Genomic DNA, 23,285 nt, shown 5'->3' on the forward strand with positions numbered 1-23,285 from the left:
GGTATTCAGACGCAGACGCCGCTGATTTTCTGGAAAGGCGCATCCTGCGACTTATCGTCTTCAAGCTGATAGGAGAAGCTGCACTGCTGCTGTTTATCGGCTATTTCAATATGCAGCGTGGCTTTTTCCGGCGAATTTTCGAGATAAACGGTGCCGTCATCGATCGCCATGGTTAACAGCTTATTGTTTTCATCTCTCACCATGCTGCCGCGCGGCAGCGGTTTGCCGTCGCTGAGCTGCAGCGTCAGCAGCAGCCGGCGCGTGGTCAGCACGGAGAAGTTGATCCGCTTGACCGCCCCGCGCGCCAGGTTGACGCTACGGTGGCCGTTGCTGACATCGCTGCGCTTCGGCAGCGTTTCGGTGTTCAAATCCAGCCCGCTCTCTCTCCACGCCTGCAGGTTGGGCGCCAGCGCCAGCCCGCGCCAGTCGGTCCAGCTGGTGCCGCCTGGGGTGCTTATCTCAACGTTGGCCAGCGGTTCATTCAGCGCAATCAGGCCAAACGTCTGGCCGACCGGATGAGACGAGAACAGCAGATGGCGGTCGATCAGCGCCATACTCCCGCTGCCGTTCTGCGAGTAACTGCTTGAACCGCCGCCGCTCTGCTGGGTAGTCACCCCCATCATGGTGTAGTGCAGGTTGGCATTAACCCCGCCCTGCACCGACTGCCTGCGCTGCTGCAGATCGCGTTCGGTTGACAGCGCGTAGCTCATATTATTGTTAAGCGCCCCCTGCGTCTGGGCGCCAAGCTGGCTGGACCTGGCACTGCTGCGGTAATAGCTGCTGAGCTGCTGCTGCCCCAGCGGCAGCGTCAGGTTAACCGACAGCTGTTTATCGCCAGAGCCGCCGCTGCTGCGCGCATAGCTGACAGACAGCATCGCCCTGCTGATATTTCTGCTCCAGCTCAGCATGTTGTAACGCGTGGTACCGTGCCCGGCGCCAAAGCTGGTGCTTTCAGAGTGGCTGAGGGAAACACTCCCCAGTACCGGTAGCGACAGGCTGGCCGACAGCGAGTACTGGGTGTTTTCCAGGTCGCGAACGCCGTTGCGCCAGCGACTGCGACTGCTGGCTTCACTGAGTGTTAAATAGTTCGGCGTGTTCTTAGTCACGCTGCCGCTGAGCGACAGCAGCGCGGAGAGCCGGTAGCTGGCAGACAATGAGAGCCGGCCGCTGCGCACCTTGCTGTAGCTGTCGTTGGTCGCCATGATCTGCGCCGCCAGCTGAAACCCCTGCAGCAGCTGGCCGCTGACCGCCATTGCCAGCGACTGGTACTTTTTCGCCAGCATGATGCCGTTTTGTGCCGAGAGGCGCGCCGTCGGCTGCCAGCTCTTATTCAGGGTGAAGATAGCCGGCACTTGCTGGCCCTGGCTGCCGGTGTCACGCAATTTACCCAGCGCCAGCGAAAATCCGCGTGGCGCAGGGCTGCTAAACGCCATCAGCTGACTGGCGGGCACGCTGAAGTGCTGCTGCCGACCGTCGGTTTCCAGCACGCTGACGTCAAGATCGCTGTTGCGGTTGGTCAGCGGAATATTACGCAGGTGAAACGGGCCAGCCGGTACCAGGGTGTTATAAATGACCACGCCATACTGGCGCACTTCGACGCGCGCCTGCGGCGTACTGGCAATGCCCTCGACCATGACGCCGCTCTCCTCCTGCTGTTCGAAGCCATTATCAGGGATCAGCTGTACCCCGTTAATGTCGCCGACGGCAAACAGCGTATCGCTGACGCTAATCTGGCCAAACTGCAGCCGCTGCTGCCAGCGGGCAAGGGTGCGCTCAGCATAGAGAGAGCTGACGCTGGCACTGTTTACCCCATCACTCTGGCTCAGCTGCTGATAGCTGCGCACCATCCAGCCGCCGAGATTGAGGCCATCCTCCAGCGTCAGATAGCTGTAGCGGTTGCGGCCGCTGCGGCCGACGTTGAGGGTATTAAAGTAGCTGTAGTTAAGCAGCGCCCCGGCGCCCCCGGTTTCGCTGCTGTTCGCCCGCTCAGCAGGGGCTAGCCAGCTTTGCGGTACCACAATACTGGCTGACAGCGTGGCGGGCTCGGACCGGGTGGTGATATGCGGGTCGTGCTTTACCCAGGCAAAGCAGCCCTGCGGCGGCATCTTTTCCACGGGTTTTAACCCCAGCTGCGCGATCAGCTGTGGGGTAAAACAGAGATCCCCGCCGGCATTTACCGTGACGCTGAAGGTACCTTTAAACTCACCGTTAACGCTAAGATCGAGGACATTTTCGCCAGCAGGAAAGCGCGCGTTGTTATCCAGTATGCCCAGCTGGGCGGGGTCGATGCCGCGCGCTTTCAGTAGTTTTACCGCCAGCGACTCCTGGTCTGTGGCTGCGCTTTTGTTGTCATCCGGCTCGCGCGCCAGCGGCGGTGGCGTTTTATTCAGCGGCGGCAGCGCCACATTGCTCAGCACCTCTGCCGGCAGCGCCAGCAGAACCAGAACGCAGAGCGGTGCCGGCCTCAGAGAACAGGACGACATGGTAGTCAGCTGCCGTGGCTGACGGGCATGTCAACCTTGCCGATTTCAAACCCGTACTGCGAGAGGGTCTCAAAGCGCACCTTGCTCACATTGGCCAGAGCTTTGGCATCAGATACCACTACAGCCAGCGTCTCGCCCGGCAGCAGGTAGCTTTTCGTTATTTTGCCTTTTTGCCCGCCGGGAAGTAGCGCAATATCTTGTCCAAGCCTGATGACGTAAGCCGAGGCGTTGTGAACCGTCATTTTTCCGCCGCCCACCGACCATGCCAGCGCTTTCCACGGGTCGGCGGCAGCTGCCAGCGCACGCGGACGAATAATCAGCGGGAGATCCTGGCGCACGTTGATACTGACCGTATTTTTTCCGGACTCTGAAACTAAAGGAAGCCCTTCAAACGTGACCCGTTTTATATGCTCCACGCTTAGCGGCTGCTGGCTTGACAGCACAAAGCGCACCCGCTGGGTCTTCCCTGCGCCAACCCGTACTACCGGCTGGGTAACCACCACCTGCGGCTGCTTATCGTCATCCAGATCGGTGACTTTGACATACAGCAATGCCTCCCGATCGTCCGTATTGGTCACATTAATACTGCCGCCGCCCTTCTCCTCATCAATTAATATCATGGAGGTTTGCGGCTGCATCACAGCGAAGGCAGAATGAAAAAATAGCAGTGAAACGAGTGAAAATAATAGCGGAGGAAAAATTTTAAGCAAAATATTCATCCTTGATGCTTAATCTGATAAAAAGCCACCGGCCCACCAGCCTGAGCTGAACTGTTTTGCCGGTGGCATGATTAATTATAAGTAGATAATATCAACCGACGCGATACCATTAAGTTCGGCTTCCTGCACATTGCCAATGTCCTTAAGGGCATTAATAGTTGGAGTAACAGTCATGCTGAAAAGCTTATTGGTAGCCGCCGCATGACCATTTTCCTCCGTCGAACCCATATCAAAGCCTGCTGTTTTAATCACGCTGGCATTTGACATTAACACTTCTGAAATTCCCTGCACCGGTAGGAATAGGCCATTTTCCTGACGTAAGGCAAAGGAAACAGGAGGCTTGCCGTCTACCTGGCTTGCCTTAGGATCCAGTCTCAGCGCGTAGCTTCCCAGCTGCACGTTGCCTTTTTTACCCAGTGAAAACGACGCACTGTCCTCGCCACCTGAAAGATCGGAGAATTTAATGCCCGTCTTCATGGCCGCCGGACACTTCAACGTGATGTTGATTGTCTGCGATTTATCTTTCAGTTCGGTGGCTTTATCTTGGTTAAGGCTGCTGATATCGATATCACCAAAAGTAACGCCTTGACCACCGGTGCTGATTTCGCAAGCAGACGGGACAAGCTTGCCGCTCACCTGCAGATTTACCGATGAGTTGGCCATAGCCTGGCCAGAAGCGATAACGACGAGGATTGATGCGGCAAGCGCAGTCATTTTTTTCATTGCAATAGTCCTTTATTTTAAACATTGTGACCTGACCACACGCAGATAATGCGGCAGTATCAGTCTGGAAATAATCAGCAGTTAAGCACCAACAACCGATGCTTAGCGCTGACCATCAGGCGCGTTCCTTTCCTAAAAATAAGAAACAGAACACCTTTAATACACCTAAAGCCTTAAAGCTTACAAATGTATTCAAGGTGTTTCATTTACCAAAAGGCTCCTATTTAAAATGATTAATGGAAATTCAATTCCAAAAATAAGGCGAATAATACCTACTAAGTTAATCGTGGCGTATAATATCATGCCAGCTTATTAAATCCACAGACCACTCCTCGACAGGCAGGAAAATAATAAATACTACAAAAAAAAGCTTTTTAATTAGAATTTAATATCGCAATAAGCAGTCATTATTAATAACGCGATACGAATGATATCTCTGCTGCTTTACCCATAGTTAAAACCCCCTTATAAACGGAAAAAAAACAATCATATATCCCACTAATTTCTAAACCAGTTTCACTGGATAAACTAAGGCCCGGATAACAGGCAAAAAAAACACCGCTCGAAAGCGGTGTTTTTTGGGGGGTTATTCAGCCGCATCGCGCCGCAGCCAGTCGCCGCTGGCGATATGCTGCCTGCCGGAGACGGAACGCTGATACACATAAAGCCAGGCGCTGCCATACGGCGTTGGCACCAGCTCCCGCTTGTACTCTCCGCCTTTGGTTCTCAACGCATCCAGCTCGCCCAGCGTGGAGGCGTCGATGCGGTAGACTTCGCAGTAGACTTGACCTTCACCGTGAACCACGCCCGGGTAGAGCCCGAGGTTATAGAGCGCGTAGCCGTCGATCTGATGATCGCCCAGCCACTGCCCGTTGGTCATCCAGTGACTGTTGCCCTGCTTGCGCCGCAGGCTGCCATAAACGATTATTCGCATTGCTAAAACTCAAACTGATAGAGCACGTCCAGCGCCTGGTCGATACCAGACACCGCTTCCAAATAGAGTTTGGGCATCAGGCGGTAACGCAGCGTTAACGTCGCCAGTGAATCAAATATGCCAACACCGTATTTTACCTGTAGACCCGGCAGCACGTAGCCGCTGACCTGCACCTGCTGGCTGTCGCCAACCCCTGCAGTATCCAGCGCCAGGTTGCTGACGCCGAAGGTCTCCCCGATTTTACCCACAACCTGACCACTTTGTGCAACCCCCAATCCGACCAGCGCTGAAGTTAATGCGTCACTGTCGCTGCCGGAGGCGCCTAAACCCTGGCCGCGCAGCAGATAGGAGAGTGCCTCCTGCTGGGATTTCGCCGGGTCGGAGAAGATCTCAACCTTGGGTTCATCCGCCAGCCCGGTGACGCGCACCCCGGCGGTGACATCATCCTCGGTGGCTTCCGGGTTACGGATCGCTTCCATATTGATGTAAGGCTGGTCCGGCGGGCCGGAGAACTGCAGCTCGCCCTTGCGCACCAGCAGGTCCTGCCCGTAGGCGTGGAAGCGACCGGACGGAATGTTGATCTGCCCGTTCAGCCCGAGGCCACGCTTATCCTGCACCAGCTTAAGATCGCCGTTGAGCTTCGCTTTCAGGCCAAAGGCGCTGAGGCGCACATCGTTGCCGACGTGGATGATCAGATTGCTGTTGATCGGGATGGCGGTGGACTTCGGCGCAATCGGCTTGAGGTCTTTATCCAGCAGCACTTCGTCGGAGGAGACGCCAACCGCGCTCTCCGGCACCTCCTGCACCGTAATGCGCGCCCACGGGATGTCGACGCGGCCATCGAGATTAAACAGCTGCGGCGTGGCTTCAAACACCAGGTCCGGCGACACGTCCATACGCACCATCGGCGGCACGGTGACGCGCACTTTATCGCCCTTGGCCGCCACGCGCGCACGCCAGGCATCCAGCTGGCTCCAGTCGGCGTCACCGTTCAGCGCTATCTGCCCTTGTGAGGTCTGGATCAGCCCCTCCAGCGTCGAACTCATGCCGTTGAACACCATATTCAGATTGGCTGCCGTCAGATCAACCGGCATAAAGCTGCCGTCGACATCGACATTGCGCAGCCCCAGCTGGCCGAACACCTGCGGTTTCTGCAGATTGCCGCCAAGGCGCAGGTTGCTGCTCAGCACCCCGGCGATTTTCTCGCCCTGCATCAGCGCCGGGTTGAGCATCGCCAGCGACAAATTGGCAATATTGATATTGCCGGAGAGCGTGCGCTTGCCCTGCGGGTCGGCAATCTGCACGTTACCGTCAAGCTGGCCGTTACCCGCGATGCGGATCAGCCAGTCGAGCTGCGCGCGGCCATTTTTCAGCGCCGCATTAAGGTTCAGCGTGTCGAAGGCGACCGGCAGCGTGTTGCCCTGCACATCCTGCTCCACTTTCACCCCGCTGCCCTTCAGCGCGATGCGCCCGGTCGGCAGTGCGCCATCGGCAGTCCAGGAGACATCGGCATCGCCGTTGAACACGCCGCGCAGCTGGGTCGCTTCCGGCATAAACGGTTTGATCATCGCCAGGTCAAAGCGATTCAGCACCACGCGCGCGTTGCCGGAAGGGCCCGCTTCCACCGTCTGCGGCACGCACAGCTCGGCGTTCGGGTTCTGCCAGCAGTGTGGGCCAATCTTCACCGTCTGGGCGCTGTTGAGATAGTCGAGCGCGATAGCGCGGGTTAAGCGCCACTCGCCAACCGGGGTATCAAAGCGGGTGTTGTTGAGATTGCCCTGCCAGCGCTGGGTGGCGCGGTCAAAGCTGCCGTTCAGCGCCAGCTGGCCGGAAACCGGTTCACCTTTGAGATTGAGCTTGAGCTGATGCTGCTTCTCCGTGCCGCTGGCATCAAGGGTCAGCAGATCCACCGCCAGCGCATCCTGCTTCAGCTGCTCGACGCGCAGCGCCAGTTTGCCCTGCACCTGCTCGCCGGAGCTGACGTCGCCATCCAGCTTGATGCGGCCAATGCGCATCGCCTGCCAGCGCAGCCCGCTGGCGGTAAGGTCGGCCAGCAGCTGTGGGGTTTTCAGGTCGCCACGGGCGCGGAGAGTGCCTTTCGCTACACCGCCCAGCCCCGGCAGCGCATTGTCGAGATGCTGCGCATCGATATTGGCATCAAGGTTCAGCTTATCGCCGAGTGAGCCTTTCACATCAACGTTGTTACGCCCCAGCACCAGTTTGATGCCGGGAATATTCCACTGGTTGTAGCTGTTGCCGTACAGCGAACCGTCGGCGCTGACCGCGTTGTTTCTGACGTTGCCTTTCAGCTTCAGCTCGGGCACGCGCATCTGCCAGCTGCCGCCGTACAGGCTGCCGCGCGTGGTGATTTTGCCGTCCAGCTTCGCTGGCCAGTCCGGGTACTGCTTCGCGGTATTGATGCCGCTCAGCAGCAGTTCGCTGTGCCAGCTGACCGCCTTGCTCCAGTCCACCAGCGCGCTCAGGTCAGCATTGCCCTGAAGCGCCGCCAGCCGCAGCTTATCCAGCGCAAACTGCTCAACGTTGCCTTTACCGTCCAGCGTCAGGGTGGCAGGAGGAATGCCCTGGCCCTGCAACGCCGCCTTCAGCGACATCACGTAATCGGTGGCTTTGCCTTTGAAGGTGAAGTTGAGGTTATCCGCCTGATACTGTGCCACGCCGTCCAGCGGCCAGCGCAGCTGCGGGCTTTGCAGCGTCATATTCAGCGGCAGGCCGATTTCAGCCAGCTGCGTATCCGCATCCAGCTGGGCGCGCACCGGGCCGGAGAGATTCAGCGCCAGCTTGAGGCTATCGCGCAGCCCGCCGTCCAGCGTCATCTTGATTTTTTCGCCCTTGATGGGATCGATATTCAGCGCGCTGTAGAGGTTGAAGCTGACCGGCCAGCTGCCGCTCAGCGTGGCCTGCCCCTGTGCGTTAAGCTGCCCCTGCGGTGAGTCAATGTCGAGGGTTTGCAGCTGCAGCAGGCTGTTTTCGCTCTTCGCCTTCAGCATCAGGCGGTTGACCGCAATATCGGTATCGCCGGTGATGCGCAGCTGCTCGCCGAGGATCTGCTGCACCTCGACATCCAGCGGCATCGTGAATTCCGGCAGGTCCGGCAGCAGCGGTTTAGCAAACATCGCCTTCAGGGTTTCACCCAGCGGCTTTTCATCCGGCTGAGGATCCTGCACTTTTGGCTGGACCACCTGCTCGTTGGCGACTTTTGCCGCTTTCGGCAGCGCGATCAGCAGCCCCTGAATATGGGTCGGGGTCAGCGTCAGGCTGCGCTCCTGCCAGTGCATTCCGCTGGTGAAGTCGGCGAGAGAAATGGCGGTATCATCAATTTTCAGATTGATGTTGTGCAGTGCCAGCCTGCTGAGAGTGAGCGGATAGGGGGTGCTGATCTCCCCGCTGCTGCTCTCTTCCTCAACCGGTGGCGTGGCGGCCGGGGCCATTTTTTTGCTGTCCACCACCACATTGACGTCCTTCAGCGACAGGTCGTTGACGCAGAACGCGCTCTCTTTCAGGCAGCTTAGCTTGAGCGCAAGATGGAACTCCCCGGCGTTAACCGTGACGCCCGGCATCTCATACTTCAGCCCTTTGACGGTGAGATTACGCCAACCACCGTCCACCTGCTGGATATCGAGCCCCGGCACCCAGCGTGCAGCGCCGTTCAGCACCAGATGCAGACCGGTGGTGGTGCCGAGTAAAAAGGCAACGCCGCCCAGCAGCAGTACCACAAAAACCCCAATGCCAATCAGGCCCTTTTTCCACCACTTCATAGTTCAGGCCCCAGTCCAATGTAAAACTGAATATCGCGATCGTCCTGGTCGCCAATTGGCCGGGCAATGTCCAGCTTGATTGGCCCAACCGGCGACTGCCAGCGCACGCCAAAGCCCGCGCCGGTTTTGAAATTACTCTGCTTGATGTCGTTGACGGCTTCGCCCGAATCGACAAACACCGCCCCCCACCATTTTCCTGACACGTTGTATTGATACTCCAGCGAGCCGGTCGCCAGTTTGGAGGCACCGGTCAGCTTGCCTTCGTCATCGCGCGGCGAAATACCCTTGTATTTATAGCCACGAATGCTGCGATCGCCCCCGGCGAAGAAGCGCAGATCGGGTGGGACCTTGCTGAAGTTGTTGGTTTCTATCCAGCCGAGGTTACCGCGCACCACAAAGCGGTGTTTATCTTCCAGCGTGCGGATCCAGACGTTCTGCGCCTGCATCACGGCGAAGTCGATATCGGAGCCCCAGGTGGTATCGGAGACATCCAGCGAGTAGCGCTGGGAATCACCCCAGGTTGGCATCAGCCCACCGCGCGAGCGGGTGCGGTTAACGCTGACGCCAGGGTAGATCAGCATCGTGGTGTTGGTGACGCTGCCCTGGGTAAAGTGGTCGAGGCTCCAGCGCAGATTAATCGCCCGCTGCCAGCCGCTGGAACTGTCCCAGTAGCGCGAGGCAGCCAGCGTGCTGGAGTCGGCTTTGGTGTCGTTGAGATCGGTGCGCTTCAACCCGCCCTGCAGCAGGTAGTACTGCTCGAGGGGGCTTTTGCGCAGCGGCATTTTATAGCTGAAGTCCAGCTGCTGCTCGGGGGCAGAAATATTGGCGCTGGTGCTGAAGCTGTGGCCACGATCGTTGACCCACGGCTTTTTCCACGTCGCTTTGACGCGTGGGCCCACGTCGGTCGAGTAACCTACACCGGTCTCAATGGTGTTTTCGGTGCGCGGCGACACCACGCCATGCAGCGGCAACACTTTGCTGTCGCGCGCCTTATCAAACTCGGGGGCCACCACCACCGAGTTAAACCAGCCGGTCGCCGACAGGCGGCGATTCAGTTCGGCCAGGTCGCGGGAGTTGTAGTAATCGCCTTGTTTAAACGGCACCAGGTTTTGCAGATAGTCTTCGCGGATTTGCGAACCGGAGAAGCTGACGTCGCCAAAGCGATAGCGCTGGCCGCTGTCATAGTCGAGGTCCCAGAAGGCTTCACGCCGCTCTACCGACACCCCCAGCTGGCTTTTACGGTAGTCGCCGTCAAAGTAGCCTTTGCGCAGCGCCAGATTGCTCAGCGAGCTTTTGAATTTTTCATAGTCGCTGTGGTTGAGCACCGTCCCCAGCGGCGGTTTTCCGCTTTTCACCAGCTTTTGATAGTCTTCGTCTGTGCGGGCGCCGCCGCGCAGGATCACGGTTTCTCCCGCCAGTTTTACCGGCTCACCAGGGGTGACTTTTGCCAGCAGCAGCGGACGCTTTCCGCCAGGAGGAGGAGGTTGCAGTTCGAAGTCGATCTCAGGTTCGTAGTATCCCAGCGCCTTCAGGCCCTCTTTCACCGCTTCGCTCACCCGCGAGCGGAAGCGGCCATCGGAGGTCACTTCATCATTAGTGATGGTGGATAAACGCGCCCTGACATTCTTCTGTAACTCCCCTGATAACCCTGTCACCTGCAAACGAACGTTCGCTGCCTCTACGGCAGGCGCAACGATCAGCAGGCAAGACATGCAAACCACATGAACTCTTGGCACGCTTACTCCCGTTTTTATTGCCAGCCCGCAATCCACCGGGCTTAACCTGATAATCCCATTATGCGACCATTGTGCTGCAACAGCTTTCAACCCTGCATGAATCACTGTGGCTAAGTAGCATCTAAACCTAAGACAAATTTTGTGCCTATTGTGTGCAAAGTCACGGTACGTTACAACACAGTATCGCGATTGCGGGTAAAAGGAGTGTAACGCGCTATGGCGATCGGACAAGTCGCCGCACTTTTTCTCCGCGCGCAATCCACTCCCGCAACTGCCGTAATTGTAAGCGCTCGTCGGCACAGTTATAATCTGCCGACAGGGCGCACCGCGCCCTGATTACCCTTCTGCTCCGGCGCACTTGCCGAACCGCAGACATTTTTGGCACGGATAGCCCTGATCGACCCGATTCGACATCATCCTGCGCGCTGCCCAGGCCAAAAATGACAAGTGATTAACCCGGCCCACTCTGACCGCGAGCCTATTCTCACCGCCACAGAGCCGAGCCAAATAATGGATGTTCTATGTTAGACAGCTTGCTTGTCATCGTACTGCTGATTGCCATCAGCTCATTTTTCTCTCTGTCAGAAATTTCTCTGGCGGCTGCCCGCAAAATTAAACTTAAGCTGCTGGCGGACGAAGGTAACATCAACGCGCAGCGCGTAATGAAGATGCAGGAAACCCCCGGCATGTTCTTTACCGTGGTGCAGATTGGCCTGAACGCCGTCGCCATTCTTGGTGGTATTGTCGGCGATGCCGCGTTCTCCCCCGCTTTCCGCTCGCTGTTTGAACGCTTCTTCGAGCCGGAGATGGCGGAGCGCATTAGCTTTATCTGCTCCTTCACCGTGGTCACCAGCCTGTTTATTCTGTTTGCCGACCTGTTCCCTAAACGCCTTGGCATGATCGCGCCGGAAACCGTGGCGCTGAAGATCATCAACCCGATGCGTTTCTGCCTGTTTCTGTTCCGCCCGCTGGTGTGGTTCTTTAACGGCGGGGCTAACATCATCTTCCGCCTGTTTAAAATCCCGCTGGTGCGCAAAGACGACATCACCTCCGACGATATCTATGCGGTGGTGGAGGCGGGCGCGCTGGCTGGCGTGCTGCGCAAGCAGGAGCATGAGCTGATCGAGAACGTGTTCGAGCTGGAGTCGCGCACCGTGCCTTCATCGATGACCTCCCGCGAAAACGTGGTGTGGTTTGACCTGCACGAAGATGAGGGCAGCCTGAAAGAGAAGATCGCCCGCTTCCCGCACTCCAAGTTCCTGGTGTGCAACGAAGATATTGACCACATTATCGGTTACGTCGACTCGAAAGAGCTGCTGCTGCGCGTGCTGGGTAATCAGAGCATGGCGCTGAACAGCGGCGTGCAGATCCGCTCGGCGCTGATTGTGCCGGACACGCTGACGCTCTCTGAAGCGCTGGAAAGTTTTAAAGCGGCGGGTGAAGACTTCGCGGTGATCATGAATGAATACGCGCTGGTGGTGGGCATTATCACCCTCAACGACGTGATGACCACGCTGATGGGCGACCTGGTCGGCCAGGGAATGGAAGAGCAAATTGTCGCGCGCGACGAGAACTCATGGCTGGTAGAGGGCGGAACGCCAATTGATGACGTGATGCGCGTGCTGCATATCGACGAGTTCCCGCAGTCCGGCAACTATGAAACCATCGGCGGCTTTATGATGTTTATGCTGCGCAAAATTCCAAAGCGCACCGACTTCGTGAAGTTCCACGGCTTTAAGTTTGAAGTTGTCGACATCGACAGTTACCGCATCGACCAGCTGCTGGTGACACGCATTGATGCACGCCCGACTACGCCGGCGCTGCCGAAAGATCCTGAAGAGAGTGCGGTTTCGTAGAATGCATTGAGAATGGTGTAAGGGTGGTTTGCGGTCGAGGCATGCCTCGACCCTACTTGTCTGGGTCAGGCATGCCTGACCCTGAATCTTTTTTATCAGTTAAACTCAGTCTGCAGGCGCAGAACCTGACGGTTAACTTCTGACATCACGCTGTAGTGCTGTTTATCCTTGACGCGGGGAATAAGGATCTTGCCCTTATCGAACTCAAACGCGCCCACATCCTTGATATACAACCTTCCCCGGAACAACGTTTTGACGTATTTAGCGACCTGAAATGGATTATATCGCTGGAAGATCTTCATTCTGTTTTTACTCCTGAACGTATAGCGTACGCTTCATCGTGACCAAGCACGGTACGAAGTGGTGAAGCGCAAAGTGACTACAATATAGAACAACATTCGTTGCCGATGTTCCTAAAAGCGATTTTTTTTACTGTTTTTACACATCATGACAGAACTCTCTGTTACCTGAACGTACCTGCGCAGTGTAAACCTTCAATACATAGGGTTTTGTGCGATCTGTTGCAAAGATGTTGTTTCGATGCGACAGCAGCATCATCCGCGCTTATTATTGCAGAACCATGACTAACTGGTCGGATCACATCGAAACTCGGGAGCCATCATGACAACAGCCCGCCAACTGGCAGCTACGCTTTGCCTTTTTATCCCTTTTACCGTCGCCGCGCACAACTTCAACATGGGGGAACGCGTTGCGCCGGTCGGGATTGCCGACAAGGGTGAACTGGTGCTGCAGCAGGATAAGTTTAGCTATAAAAACTGGAACAGCGCGCAGCTGCCAGGGAAAGTGCGAGTGATACAGCATATTGCCGGGCGATCTTCCGCTAAAGAGCAGAACGCGGCGCTGATTGAGGCGATCAAAGCGGCAAAACTGCCGCACGACCGCTACCAGACAACCACGGTGGTGAACACCGATGATGCCATTCCCGGCACCGGGATGTTCGTGCGCAGCAGCATTCACAGCAACAAGCAGCAGTTCCCGTGGTCGCAGTTCATTGTCGATAGCAACGGTGCGGCACGTAAAGCCTGGCAGCTGGAGAGCGGCGGCTCAGCGATTATCGTGCTGGATAAGCAGGGTAAGGTGCGGTTCGCCAAAGAGGGGGCGCTGACGCAGGATGAAGTGAAGCAGGTGATGACATTGTTGCAAGAGTTACTGCACTAGTGATGACCAGGGCGGACCGAAAAAGAAGGTCCGCCCCTACATAACCCCAATTAGGGGGATCGAAAAAAAAGGTCCGCCCCTACAGAAATCCAGATAGCATGGGCCCGGCGCGGCAAACATCAATATATTGAGACGCGGAAACCGGGGTTGAGGAACGACTCACGCGGGGTGTAATCCAGCGTTTTTCCCTGCCAGTCGTGCACGTGGGCGCCCGCTGCCAGCGCCACCGCGTGGCCCGCACCGGTGTCCCAGATATTGGTTGGCCCAAAGCGCGGGTAGAGCTGCGCTTTGCCTTCCGCCACCAGGCAGAACTTCAGCGATGAGCCAATCGCGGTGGTCTGATGCTCGCCCAGCTGGCTGAGATAATCTTCCAGCTCGCTATCGGAATGGGAGCGGCTCACCACCACCAGCGGCGGATGCGCGTTCTGTACCTGGATCTGCACCTTATGCCCGCCCTCTTCTTTCCAGGCTTTACCATTATCGGCGGAATAGAGCACTTGTAATACCGGCGCATAAACCACGCCGAGCACCGGCTTGCCGCCCTCAATCAACGCGATGTTCACCGTGAACTCGCCGTTACGCTTAATAAATTCTTTGGTGCCATCAAGCGGGTCAACCAGCCAGTATTTCTGCCAGTGCTGACGCACTTCCCAGCCGGCAGGATCTTCCTCTGACAGCACCGGGATCGCCGGCGTCAGCGCCTGCAGGCCAGCAACGATCACCTTGTGCGCGGCAATGTCTGCTGCCGTAACCGGGGAATCATCGGATTTATGGGCGACATCCAACGGCGTTTGGCCGTCGTACACTCGCATAATGGCATCACCGGCATCACGCGCCAGCTGACAAATTTGGTCTAACACTTCCCACCTCCTGACTGTTCTGGTGTTTTCAACAGCATAACGCACCTGACGCGCAGGGACACGATTTCCTGGTATTTTATGATAAATCACAGAGTTAAGGGGCGGGGAAAAGGCGGGTTGTGGCGGTGTTTTCGCAGGCAGGCTCAGGGGCCGGGCGCGATGCCCGGCCCGCGAAGAACTTACAGGATTTCCAGCAGCTCGACTTCAAACACCAGGGTGCTGAATGGTGGGATGGAAGCACCTGCACCGCGCTCGCCGTAGGCGAGGTTGTGTGGGATCACCAGTTCCCATTTAGAGCCAACCGGCATCAGGGTCAGCGCTTCGATCCAGCCTGGGATCACGCCGCTTACCGGGAATTCAGCCGGCTCGCCACGCTGTACGGAGCTGTCGAACACGCTGCCGTCGATCAGTTTACCGGTATAGTGAACGCGTACGCGGTCCTGACGGGATGGGATTGCGCCCTCACCCTGAGTCAGCACGCTGAACTGTAAACCGGTCTCGGTGCTGCTGACGCCGTCACGCTTGGCGTTGTCTTCCAGGAACTTCTGACCTTCTACTGCCATGGCCTGTTGGCGCTCCTGACGCACGGCTTCTGCACGCTCGTGAACTTCACGCAGCGCGCGGTGAACCACATCAACAGGAACGGACGGGGCATTCCCTTCCAGCGCGTCGCGCAGGCCTGCCAGCAGTGCTTCTGGCTGTAAACCCTGCAGACCAGATTCCTGCAGCTGCTGACCGACCTGTAAACCGATACCGTAACTTGCTTGCGCTTCAACGCTGTCAAAAGAAGGGGTTGTCATGGATTTTCCTTTCATCATTGATAAAACCGAAGACGAAGCATAACAGCGCAGACAACGGGCGTAAAATCCCATCTTCCACTGGTGACTTTTCGCCGTGAAACGGAAACAATATCACTTCCGATTATTAGCCCCAAAACCCCTTGCTGGCCTGTACCGATAAAAACACGCCACCAGCAACGGGCTAAGCTACAGTGTATTAGAGGTATAAATGGGCCAGATTGCCCGCAGGCGAAGGAAAGGCCAGCCGCAGTTAGTCAGCCAGGTCAAAAACTGGCTGGCAAACCGCTCACTGATTGCGCGAGTGTCGCGCCAGGAGGAAGAAGCAATGCCAGACGCATCGCCAACATCACGTTTATCGTCGTGGCTTCATCAAATCTGGCATTTGCCGGACCAGATAAGCTGGATGAACCCGCTGCCAGCGCCTCATCGCCGCGGCATTATTGCCGCCGCGCTGGTTGTCCTGCTGGCCTTCCTGTGGCCGTCAACCCCGCAACAGCGTGCGGTGCAGCCGGTCACGCCCATGCAGAGCGGCGACGCCGGCACTGAAGTGCCGTTACAGGCGGAAATCACCGATAGCCCTCCGCCAGCAACAACACCCACTGCGCCGCCCGCGCAAACCAGCACCGCCCAGTCGGACAGCCAGGGCGAGTGGCATGAATACCTGATTGCCTCCGGCCAGACGCTGGCGCAGCTGTTCCGTGACAATAATCTGCCGGTCAATGATGTGTTTGCGATGGCGCGGGTTGAGGGCAACGATAAACCGCTCAGCACGTTACATGCCGGGCAGACGGTGAAGATTCGTCAGGATGCGCAGGGAGTGGTGACAGGGTTGACGCTGGACAGCGGCAACGGGGAAATACTGTTTACCCGCCAGCCCGATGGAACATTCTTAAAAGCGCAATAGAAACAAAAACGCCGCCCCAGGGGGCGGCGCTTTGAACAACGCTAACGTCAGCGATTAAGCTTCAGCAACGATGTTAACGATCAGCTTAGCGAAGACTTCGCTGTGAACCTGGAAGTCCACTTCATGCTCACCGGTCACACGCAGAACGCCGTTCGGCAGACGAACTTCGCTCTTAGCCACTTCAACGCCAGCTGCAGTAACTGCATCAGCGATGTCGCGGGTACCGATGGAACCGAACAGTTTACCTTCGTCGCCTGATTTAGACGCGATGGTCACGGTGCCCAGTGCATTGATTTTCTCAGCGCGTGCATTAGCTGCAGACAGAACGTCAGCCAGTTTGGCTTCCAGTTCTGCACGACGTGCTTCGAAGAACTCAACGTTTTTCTTGGTAGCAGGAACAGCTTTGCCCTGTGGTACCAGGAAGTTACGAGCGTAGCCCGCTTTAACGTTAACCTGGTCACCCAGGCTGCCCAGGTTTGCTACTTTATCAAGCAGAATAACTTGCATTACCTTATCCTCTTTAAGTCGTTAATAGACGGCGGCCGATTACTGATGACGATCAGTGTATGGCAGCAGGGACAGGTAGCGAGCGCGCTTGATGCAGCGAGCCAGCTGACGCTGGTATTTTGCACGAGTACCGGTAATACGGCTCGGGACAATTTTACCACTTTCAGTGATATAGTTTTTCAGCGTAGCGATGTCTTTGTAATCAATCTCTACAACGCCTTCCGCGGTGAAACGGCAGAACTTGCGACGACGGAAATAACGTGCCATTAGGCTAGTCTCCAGTATCTATCAATTCAATCTGCTCGGCATGCAGTACGATCTTGTTCAGGCCATTGCGCCCTTGATGGCAGCTAATAAATCCCTGAACCGTAACCTGCGTACCGACCGTTATACTTTGAGTAATGGCCTGATGGGCTTTGCCGCTGATAATCACCGGCATCCGACACCAGGCTTGCCGGTTAAAACCGGCTTCCACCTGCTCTGAACGGTGCTCAAGCACGAACTGGCAGTGTGGAATTCCTGACGGGCTCACTTTTCGTATCGGCGTCTTGCACACGGTGCCAGACAGCGTCAGACGATTGGCCGTCACGGACAATTACTCTTCAGAATCCCCAGCATCTGCATCATCAGAGGTTTCGTTAGCAAAATCTTCGCGACGATCACGACGCTCATCTTTAGCTTTAACCATCGGAGATGCTTCAGTTACCGCGTGCTTAACGCGCATAACCATGCTGCGGATAACGGCGTCGTTGAAGCGGAAGTTAGTTTCCAGCTCATCGATCGCTTCCTGCGGCGCTTCCACGTTCAGCAGAACGTAGTGAGCTTTGTGCAGTTTGTTGATCGGGTAAGCCAGCTGACGGCGGCCCCAGTCTTCCAGGCGGTGGATCGTACCTTCTGCACCAGTGATGGTTGCAGAGTAACGCTCGATCATGCCAGGAACCTGTTCGCTTTGGTCAGGATGAACCATAAATACGATTTCGTAATGACGCATCGAATTTGCTCCTTACGGATTATTCAGCCTCCTGTCAGGGTCAGCCGCGGCCCATGGAAGCAAGGAACGTTATAAGCCGTGACCAGAGTAAACTCCGGGTCACAACCTGAGAATGCGGCTGAAAAATTGACGCGTAATCATACTGGCGAGGAGGGATAAACACAAGGTAAATATTGGCGCGGGTACGTTGATTTCGGGCGGACCGAAAAAGAGGGTCCGCCCCTACGGCTTATAAATGATGCTGAAAAAAGGCGGTAAAGGCGGTCAGCGCCGGCGGGGTGATGCGGTGGCCCACGCCGGACTCGGTAAGATACGTCAGGTTGCCGTCCTGCCCGCTGTCACGCAGGGCTTTTTCCAGCCGCGCACTTTCTGCGGCGGGCACTACCTCATCGGCTTCCCCGTGCCACAGCAGCAGCGGGCGATTGGCCAGCTTTTCCAGCTGGTGGCCGACATCATACTGCGCCAGCGGTGCCAGCCGCTCGGCCAGCTGTTTTTTCTCCTCCTGCGTGCGCGCCACTCGCGGCGGAAACAGCGTCCGGGCCAGCTGGCTGAAATAGCCGGAGCCCATCATGCTCGCCGCCGCGCGCAGCTGCGGATAGCGCGCCATCGCCCCCAGCGCCGTCATGCCGCCCATGGATGCCCCGGCCACCGCCAGCCGCTCAGCGTCCACCAGCTGGCGCGCGCGCAGCGCCTGTTCGATTGCGGGCAGCTCGTCAATATTGCTACGCAGGATCTCCCAGAAACGCGTCAGGCGCAGTTCGCTGTCGCCGCTGTAGCGCGCACCGTGCAGGTCAGCGTCCGGCAGCACCGCACGAAACCCGGCCTGAGCCAGCGCGACGGCGAAATAGGCGTAAACCTCCTTTGACGAGGTGAAGCCGTGATAGAAAATCACGCTGGGCAGTGGCGCATCGCGCTGGCCGGCAGGGAAGGCATGCAGGCACTCAATCCCGGAGAAACTTTCACTCTTCAGCTCGATCATCACCTTTCCTCATAAACTTTATCCGCGCCATGCCGTTAATCCGTGTAACACCCTAACCTAATTAAGGCACAATAATGAAGCGTCTCTCTCTCAAGACATGGAGTCTGGGCGTCAAACTTTCGGTACTGACCTCGCTTGGCGTGGCGGTCCTGTTCCTCATGTTAACCCTGGCGCTCAGCCACAGCGCCGCGAAGCAGGTTCATACGCTGACCCTGAGCGATATGGAAAACCAGGTTAACGGCATCGGCGATATGGCGGGCATGTTCAACACCACGCTGGCTGAAGAGGTAAGTAATTACACCGGGCTGTTCCAGAGCTTCCTGCCAAAGCGTTTTACGCTGGATGAATCCCAGCAGATTGTCGTCGGGGGGCAACCCACGCCAACGCTGCGCGCCGGGCTGCGCACCCTCAACCTCGACCAGGTGCTGGTGGATGACTTCCAGGATCGCACCGGGGCGATTGCCACTATCTTTGCCCTGACCCACGCTAACGAGTTTATGCGCGTTTCAACCTCGCTGCGCAAAGAGAACGGCGATCGGGCGATCGGCACCCTGCTTGACCACAACAGCCCCGCCTGGCAGCCGGTGCAGAAGGGCGAGATCTTCCGTGGCGTGGCCCTGCTGTTTGGCAAGCGCTATATCACACAGTATCAGCCGGTGCGCGATGAGGCGGGCCGGGTGATTGCCATTCTGTTCGTCGGGGTGGATATCAGCAAGCAGTACGCGGCCATCCGCCAGAAAGTGCTGGCGAAACATCTCGGCGACAGCGGCTCGTTCTTCGTGCTGAACCGCGCGGCAGGGAAACAGTACGGCCAGTATCTTTTCCACCCGACGCTGGAAGGGAAGCGGCCAACGCTGCCGCAGGAGACCCAGCAGCAGCTGCTTAACCAGCCTCAAGGCACGCTTGAAACCCTGGATGAACACGGCGAGCCGCAGATCCTCGCCTGGCAGTATCTGCCGGAGTGGAACTGGGTGGTGGTGGCGCAGGTCAATAAAGCCAGCCTGCTGGCCCCGGTTCAGCAGACGCGCAATCTGTTCCTGCTGATCGGCAGCGCGATGGTCCTGGTATTCGCCGTGACGTTTGTCTGGGTAACACGCCGCTGGCTGAGCCAGCCGCTGCAGCAGGTGATCGCCCTGGCACGCCAGTATGCCGCCGGCGATCTGCGCTCGACGCTGAACACTCGGCGCCAGGATGAAGTGGGCCAGCTGATCGTGGCGATTAACGGTATCGGCGAGGGACTGGAGCGGGTGGTGGCGCAGGTGCGCCATGCGGCCGATGAGATCGCCAACGGCACCGAGGCGATTGTCGCCAGCAGCGGCAATATCAGCGAGCAGATCACGCGCCAGGCCAGCAGCGTCGAAGAGACCTCGGCCAGCATGGAACAGCTCGGCGCCACCGTGGCGCAAAACGCCGGTAACGTTACTCAGGCGCTGCAGCTGGTGGGTGAGGCGGCCAGTGCCGTCAGCCTCGGCGATAATACCGTTAGCCGCTCCGTCGCCACCATGTCGGATATCAAAACCGCCTCGCAGAGCATTGCCGATATTACCCAGGTGATTGAATCGATCGCCTTCCAGACCAATATTCTGGCGCTGAATGCGGCGGTTGAAGCGGCGCGCGCCGGGGAAAACGGCAAAGGCTTCGCGGTGGTGGCGGCCGAAGTTCGCTCGCTGGCACAGCGCAGCGCGCAGGCGGCAAAAGAGATCGAGGGGCTGATTGCCAACTCGCTGAGCAAAGTGGTGCAGGGGCATGAACTGTCCGAACAGACGCGCAGGGCGATGGATAACATCACTGCCAGCATCGGCCAGGTGAAGACGCTGATGAGCGAAATCAATATCGCATCGCAGGAGCAGACGACCGGGATCGGCCACGTCAATCTGGCGATGGCGCAGATCGGCCAGGCTACCCACCAGAACAGCGAGCTGGTGACACACTCCGAGCTGACCGCGCAGGAGCTGAGCCGCAAGGGGCACCATCTGAGCGAGCTGGTGAAGGTGTTTAGCGTGAAGTGATGATTGTGGCGTACACTGATATTCAGACTGTTATGAGATGAATATCATGCGCCAGATACCTGCTCTGCTGGTCGCGCTGCTGCTGACGGGCTGCAGCGCGCTGAACACCACGCCACAACCGCCGCCTGCGGCAACGTCGCAGGCCCAGGAGATCACCCGTGCGCAGAGCGGCACCCTGCCGCGCCTGGGCACCATCAGCGCGACGGTGCGCGGCTCCCCGGACGATGCCGAGCGTGAGCTGGCCGCGAAAGCCAACGCCGCAGGTGCCACTTACTATCTGATCCAGATGGTCAGTGAGACCGTGGCGCCGGGCATGTGGTACGGCTCAGCCATTCTTTACGGCCCGTCAGCTGCCGCCGCTGGCACGCAGTAGCAGGCGCTGACAGACCTTTTCCGTCAGCAGATAACCTGACTGCGGATCTAACTGCTGGCGGCACCACGCATCCGCCAGCGGTGGGTCGAGATGGCGCAGCACCTGCTCCGCCGTTGCCAGTGTGAATAAACGCTCGACCAGCTGCCGCGCCTGCGCTTCCTGCGGGCGTTTCAGTGCCTGCCGCAGCTGGCGCCAGCGCTGGTCAAAGTAGCGGCTCTGCCCTTTCACACCGTCAAAACCGGCCTCAAGCTGCTCCAGCACCGCAGGCTGCTTCGCCAGCACGCGCAGCACGTCGAGGCACATCACATTGCCCGAGCCCTCCCAGATGCTGTTGACCGGCATTTCACGGTACAGCCGTGGTAGCTCACTCTCCTCGCAGTAGCCAATCCCGCCGAGGATCTCCATCGCCTGCGCGACAAATCCCGGCCCGCGCTGGCAGACGGCAAACTTGGCGGCGGGCGTCAGCAGGCGGCAATAGCTGCGCTCGCCGGCCGTGGCGGGCTGGGACCAGGCGCGCGCCAGCCGCATCAGCACGGCAGTTTGCCCTTCCAGCAGCAGCGCCTGCGCGCACAGCTGCTGGCGCATCAGCGGCTGTTCGATCAGGGTTTTGCCCTGCACCTGGCGCTGGTGTGCATGATAGAGCGCCACGGAAAAGGCGCGGCGCATCAGGGCGTGGCTGCCGAGCGCGCAGTCAAAGCGGGTGTAGCCGCCCATTTTGAGGATCTGCCGCACGCCCTCACCCTCTTCGCCTATCAGCCAGCCGCTGGCGTGGCGGAACTCCACTTCACCGCTGGCGTTGGAGCAGTTACCCAGTTTGTCCTTCAGGCGCTCGATCTGCACCGCGTTACGCGTGTTATCCGGCAGCAGGCGCGGCAGAAAGAAGCAGGAGAGCCCGCCCGCCGTCTGCGCCAGCACCAGATGCGCATCGCTCTGCGGCACCGAGAAGAACCATTTGTGCCCCACCAGCCGGTAGGCTTCGCCCGGCCCGCGCTGCGCCAGCGGTTCTGCCCGCGTGGTGTTGCTCAGCACGTCGGTACCCCCCTGCTTTTCCGTCATCCCCATGCCGATCAGCAGCCCGCGTTTTTGTTCGCCGCCGTGCAGATGGGGATCGTAGCGGTCGGAAAGCAGCCCGGGCAGCCAGTGCTGATAAGGTGGCGGCAGAGATTTTTGCAGCAGCGGAATGGCGCCGAAGGTCATGGTTACCGGGCACAGCGTGCCGGCTTCCACCTGCGCATGCAGCAGAAAACGCGCGGCGCGCGCGACGAACGCGCCCGCTGGCGCATCCGGCTGCCACGCGAGGTTGTGTACGCGGTTGGCGCACAGCCCCTGCATCAGCAGGTGCCATGCCGGGTGAAAACGCAGTTCGTCAAGCCGCTCGCCGCGGGCATCATAGCGCAGCAGTTCAGGAGGATGACGGTTCGCCAGCCGCCCCAGTTCGAGCGATTCGGCGCTACCCAACTGCTGACCGACGGACGCCAGGCGCTCGCTGTCCCAGCCAGCGCCTTCACGCTGCACGGCCTCAAGCAGGGCAGTATCAGAGAGAAACAGATTGCTGTTGCTGAGCGGTCGGGGCTGATTAAAAACGCGATGAGTTTTCCAGTCCATTGCGGCATCCTTTTCTGACAAGCCAGAGGAAAGGATAGGACGGACAGAGGAGAATGCTGGGGCGCAGGTCACGCCCCGGACAATTTACTTCACGCTGCGCTGACGCACCGCTTCAAACAGGCAAACACCGGTGGCGACGGAGACGTTCAGCGATGAAACGCTACCCGCCATTGGGATACCGATCAGTTCGTCGCAGTGCTCACGCGTCAGGCGGCGCATGCCTTCGCCTTCCGCGCCCATCACCAGCGCCATCGGGCCGGTCATTTTGCTCTGGTACAGAGTATGGTCAGCTTCGCCCGCCGTTCCGACGATCCACACGTTGGCCTCCTGCAGCACGCGCATCGTGCGCGCCAGGTTGGTTACGCGGATCAGTGGCACGTGCTCTGCTGCGCCGCTGGCGACTTTTTTCGCCGTAGCGTTAAGCGCCGCGGAGCGATCTTTGGGCACGATGATGGCGTGAACGCCAGCAGCATCAGCGCTGCGCATGCAGGCCCCGAGGTTATGCGGGTCGGTGACGCCATCAAGGATCAGCAGGAACGGGTTATCCAGGCTGGCCAGCAGGTCCGGCAGATCGCCTTCCTGATACTGACGGCCCGGCTTGACGCGCGCGATGATGCCCTGATGCACGGCACCTTCAGATTTGGCGTCCAGCATCTGCTTGTTGGCAACCTGGATAACGATGCCCTGTGCTTCCAGCGCTTTTACCAGCGTCTGCAAGCGGCGGTCTTCACGCCCTTTCAGGATAAATACTTCCTGGAAACGCTGCGGATCGCTGTCGAGCAGCGCCTGCACGGCGTGGATACCAAAAACAATTTCACTCATTTCATTAACTCAGTAGTTCGTGATTTATG

21 protein-coding genes are annotated in these 23,285 nt (G+C 58.1%); 5 read left to right on the forward strand and 16 right to left on the reverse strand.

Annotated features, from left to right (window positions below):
* Positions 1-5: 5 nt before the first annotated feature.
* The 6 genes from ID864_RS06215 to tamA form a co-directional block, all read right to left on the reverse strand.
* On the reverse strand, positions 6-2,483 hold the full coding sequence (locus ID864_RS06215) for a fimbria/pilus outer membrane usher protein (protein ID WP_191149575.1): 2,478 nt from the start codon (positions 2,481-2,483) through the stop codon (positions 6-8).
* A 5-nt stretch (positions 2,484-2,488) separates the two neighbouring features.
* Positions 2,489-3,202: a fimbria/pilus chaperone family protein gene (locus ID864_RS06220; protein ID WP_048918789.1), complete on the reverse strand. Its 714-nt coding sequence runs from the start codon at positions 3,200-3,202 to the stop codon at positions 2,489-2,491.
* Between the two features lie 75 nt (positions 3,203-3,277).
* On the reverse strand, positions 3,278-3,925 hold the full coding sequence (locus ID864_RS06225; protein ID WP_048918790.1) for a DUF1120 domain-containing protein: 648 nt from the start codon (positions 3,923-3,925) through the stop codon (positions 3,278-3,280).
* A gap of 586 nt (positions 3,926-4,511) precedes the next feature.
* Positions 4,512-4,859, reverse strand: a complete 348-nt coding sequence (locus ID864_RS06230; RefSeq protein ID WP_048917383.1) for a gamma-glutamylcyclotransferase family protein — start codon at positions 4,857-4,859, stop codon at positions 4,512-4,514.
* 2 nt (positions 4,860-4,861) lie between these two features.
* Positions 4,862-8,635: an autotransporter assembly complex protein TamB gene (gene tamB / locus ID864_RS06235; protein WP_191149577.1), complete on the reverse strand. Its 3,774-nt coding sequence runs from the start codon at positions 8,633-8,635 to the stop codon at positions 4,862-4,864.
* Entirely contained in the window at positions 8,632-10,347 is a 1,716-nt protein-coding gene (gene tamA / locus ID864_RS06240; RefSeq protein WP_180276719.1) for an autotransporter assembly complex protein TamA, read from the reverse strand. Before tamA ends, tamB begins: the two co-directional genes overlap by 4 nt.
* A 545-nt stretch (positions 10,348-10,892) precedes the next feature.
* Between tamA and ID864_RS06245 the strand changes: the two genes are divergently transcribed.
* Positions 10,893-12,227, forward strand: coding sequence for a hemolysin family protein (locus ID864_RS06245; protein ID WP_048917386.1), 1,335 nt, complete (start codon positions 10,893-10,895; stop codon positions 12,225-12,227).
* 95 nt (positions 12,228-12,322) lie between these two features.
* Here the strand turns inward: ID864_RS06245 and ID864_RS06250 are convergent, their stop codons facing one another.
* Complete coding sequence (locus tag ID864_RS06250) at positions 12,323-12,529, reverse strand: DUF1107 domain-containing protein (RefSeq protein ID WP_048917387.1); 207 nt, start codon at positions 12,527-12,529, stop codon at positions 12,323-12,325.
* A gap of 319 nt (positions 12,530-12,848) precedes the next feature.
* Here ID864_RS06250 and ID864_RS06255 point away from each other — a divergent pair, with 319 nt between their 5' ends.
* On the forward strand, positions 12,849-13,406 hold the full coding sequence (locus ID864_RS06255) for a YtfJ family protein (RefSeq protein WP_048917388.1): 558 nt from the start codon (positions 12,849-12,851) through the stop codon (positions 13,404-13,406).
* Positions 13,407-13,525: 119 nt separating this feature from the next.
* On the opposite strand, the gene cysQ is transcribed toward ID864_RS06255, so the two are convergent.
* Both cysQ and fklB read right to left on the reverse strand, forming a co-directional pair.
* Positions 13,526-14,266 carry a 3'(2'),5'-bisphosphate nucleotidase CysQ gene (cysQ, locus tag ID864_RS06260; RefSeq protein WP_048917389.1) on the reverse strand — a complete coding sequence of 247 codons (741 nt, stop codon included), beginning with the start codon at positions 14,264-14,266 and terminating at the stop codon, positions 13,526-13,528.
* Between the two features lie 179 nt (positions 14,267-14,445).
* Entirely contained in the window at positions 14,446-15,066 is a 621-nt protein-coding gene (fklB, locus tag ID864_RS06265) for an FKBP-type peptidyl-prolyl cis-trans isomerase (protein WP_048917390.1), read from the reverse strand.
* Positions 15,067-15,274: 208 nt separating this feature from the next.
* Here fklB and ID864_RS06270 point away from each other — a divergent pair, with 208 nt between their 5' ends.
* The gene (locus ID864_RS06270; RefSeq protein WP_180276718.1) at positions 15,275-15,970 is read left to right on the forward strand and encodes an OapA family protein; all 696 of its coding nucleotides are present in this window, start codon (positions 15,275-15,277) and stop codon (positions 15,968-15,970) included.
* A 54-nt stretch (positions 15,971-16,024) separates the two neighbouring features.
* Here the strand turns inward: ID864_RS06270 and rplI are convergent, their stop codons facing one another.
* The 5 genes from rplI to yjfP form a co-directional block, all read right to left on the reverse strand.
* Entirely contained in the window at positions 16,025-16,477 is a 453-nt protein-coding gene (rplI, locus tag ID864_RS06275; protein WP_048917391.1) for a 50S ribosomal protein L9, read from the reverse strand.
* 39 nt (positions 16,478-16,516) lie between these two features.
* Positions 16,517-16,744 (reverse strand): 30S ribosomal protein S18, encoded by a 228-nt coding sequence (rpsR, locus tag ID864_RS06280; RefSeq protein WP_002210155.1) that lies wholly within the window; start codon positions 16,742-16,744, stop codon positions 16,517-16,519.
* 4 nt (positions 16,745-16,748) lie between these two features.
* A complete protein-coding gene (gene priB / locus ID864_RS06285) occupies positions 16,749-17,066 on the reverse strand; it encodes a primosomal replication protein N (RefSeq protein ID WP_048917429.1) in 318 nt (105 codons plus the stop codon).
* Between the two features lie 6 nt (positions 17,067-17,072).
* The gene (gene rpsF, locus ID864_RS06290; RefSeq protein ID WP_034891402.1) at positions 17,073-17,468 is read right to left on the reverse strand and encodes a 30S ribosomal protein S6; all 396 of its coding nucleotides are present in this window, start codon (positions 17,466-17,468) and stop codon (positions 17,073-17,075) included.
* Positions 17,469-17,697: 229 nt separating this feature from the next.
* A complete protein-coding gene (gene yjfP, locus ID864_RS06295) occupies positions 17,698-18,447 on the reverse strand; it encodes an esterase (protein ID WP_048917392.1) in 750 nt (249 codons plus the stop codon).
* Between the two features lie 74 nt (positions 18,448-18,521).
* On the opposite strand from yjfP, the gene ID864_RS06300 reads away from it, so the two are divergent.
* Both ID864_RS06300 and bsmA read left to right on the forward strand, forming a co-directional pair.
* Positions 18,522-20,456 (forward strand): methyl-accepting chemotaxis protein, encoded by a 1,935-nt coding sequence (locus ID864_RS06300; RefSeq protein ID WP_191149578.1) that lies wholly within the window; start codon positions 18,522-18,524, stop codon positions 20,454-20,456.
* 46 nt (positions 20,457-20,502) lie between these two features.
* Positions 20,503-20,829 (forward strand): biofilm peroxide resistance protein BsmA, encoded by a 327-nt coding sequence (gene bsmA / locus ID864_RS06305; RefSeq protein WP_191149579.1) that lies wholly within the window; start codon positions 20,503-20,505, stop codon positions 20,827-20,829.
* On the opposite strand, the gene ID864_RS06310 is transcribed toward bsmA, so the two are convergent.
* Both ID864_RS06310 and rlmB read right to left on the reverse strand, forming a co-directional pair.
* Positions 20,803-22,434: an isovaleryl-CoA dehydrogenase gene (locus ID864_RS06310; protein WP_099753546.1), complete on the reverse strand. Its 1,632-nt coding sequence runs from the start codon at positions 22,432-22,434 to the stop codon at positions 20,803-20,805. The genes bsmA and ID864_RS06310 overlap by 27 nt on opposite strands.
* An 84-nt stretch (positions 22,435-22,518) precedes the next feature.
* The gene (gene rlmB, locus ID864_RS06315; protein ID WP_048917395.1) at positions 22,519-23,256 is read right to left on the reverse strand and encodes a 23S rRNA (guanosine(2251)-2'-O)-methyltransferase RlmB; all 738 of its coding nucleotides are present in this window, start codon (positions 23,254-23,256) and stop codon (positions 22,519-22,521) included.
* Positions 23,257-23,285 lie beyond the last annotated feature (29 nt).

Source organism: Erwinia aphidicola, from assembly GCF_014773485.1.
In the GTDB taxonomy this organism is placed as follows: Bacteria; Pseudomonadota; Gammaproteobacteria; order Enterobacterales; family Enterobacteriaceae; genus Erwinia; species Erwinia aphidicola.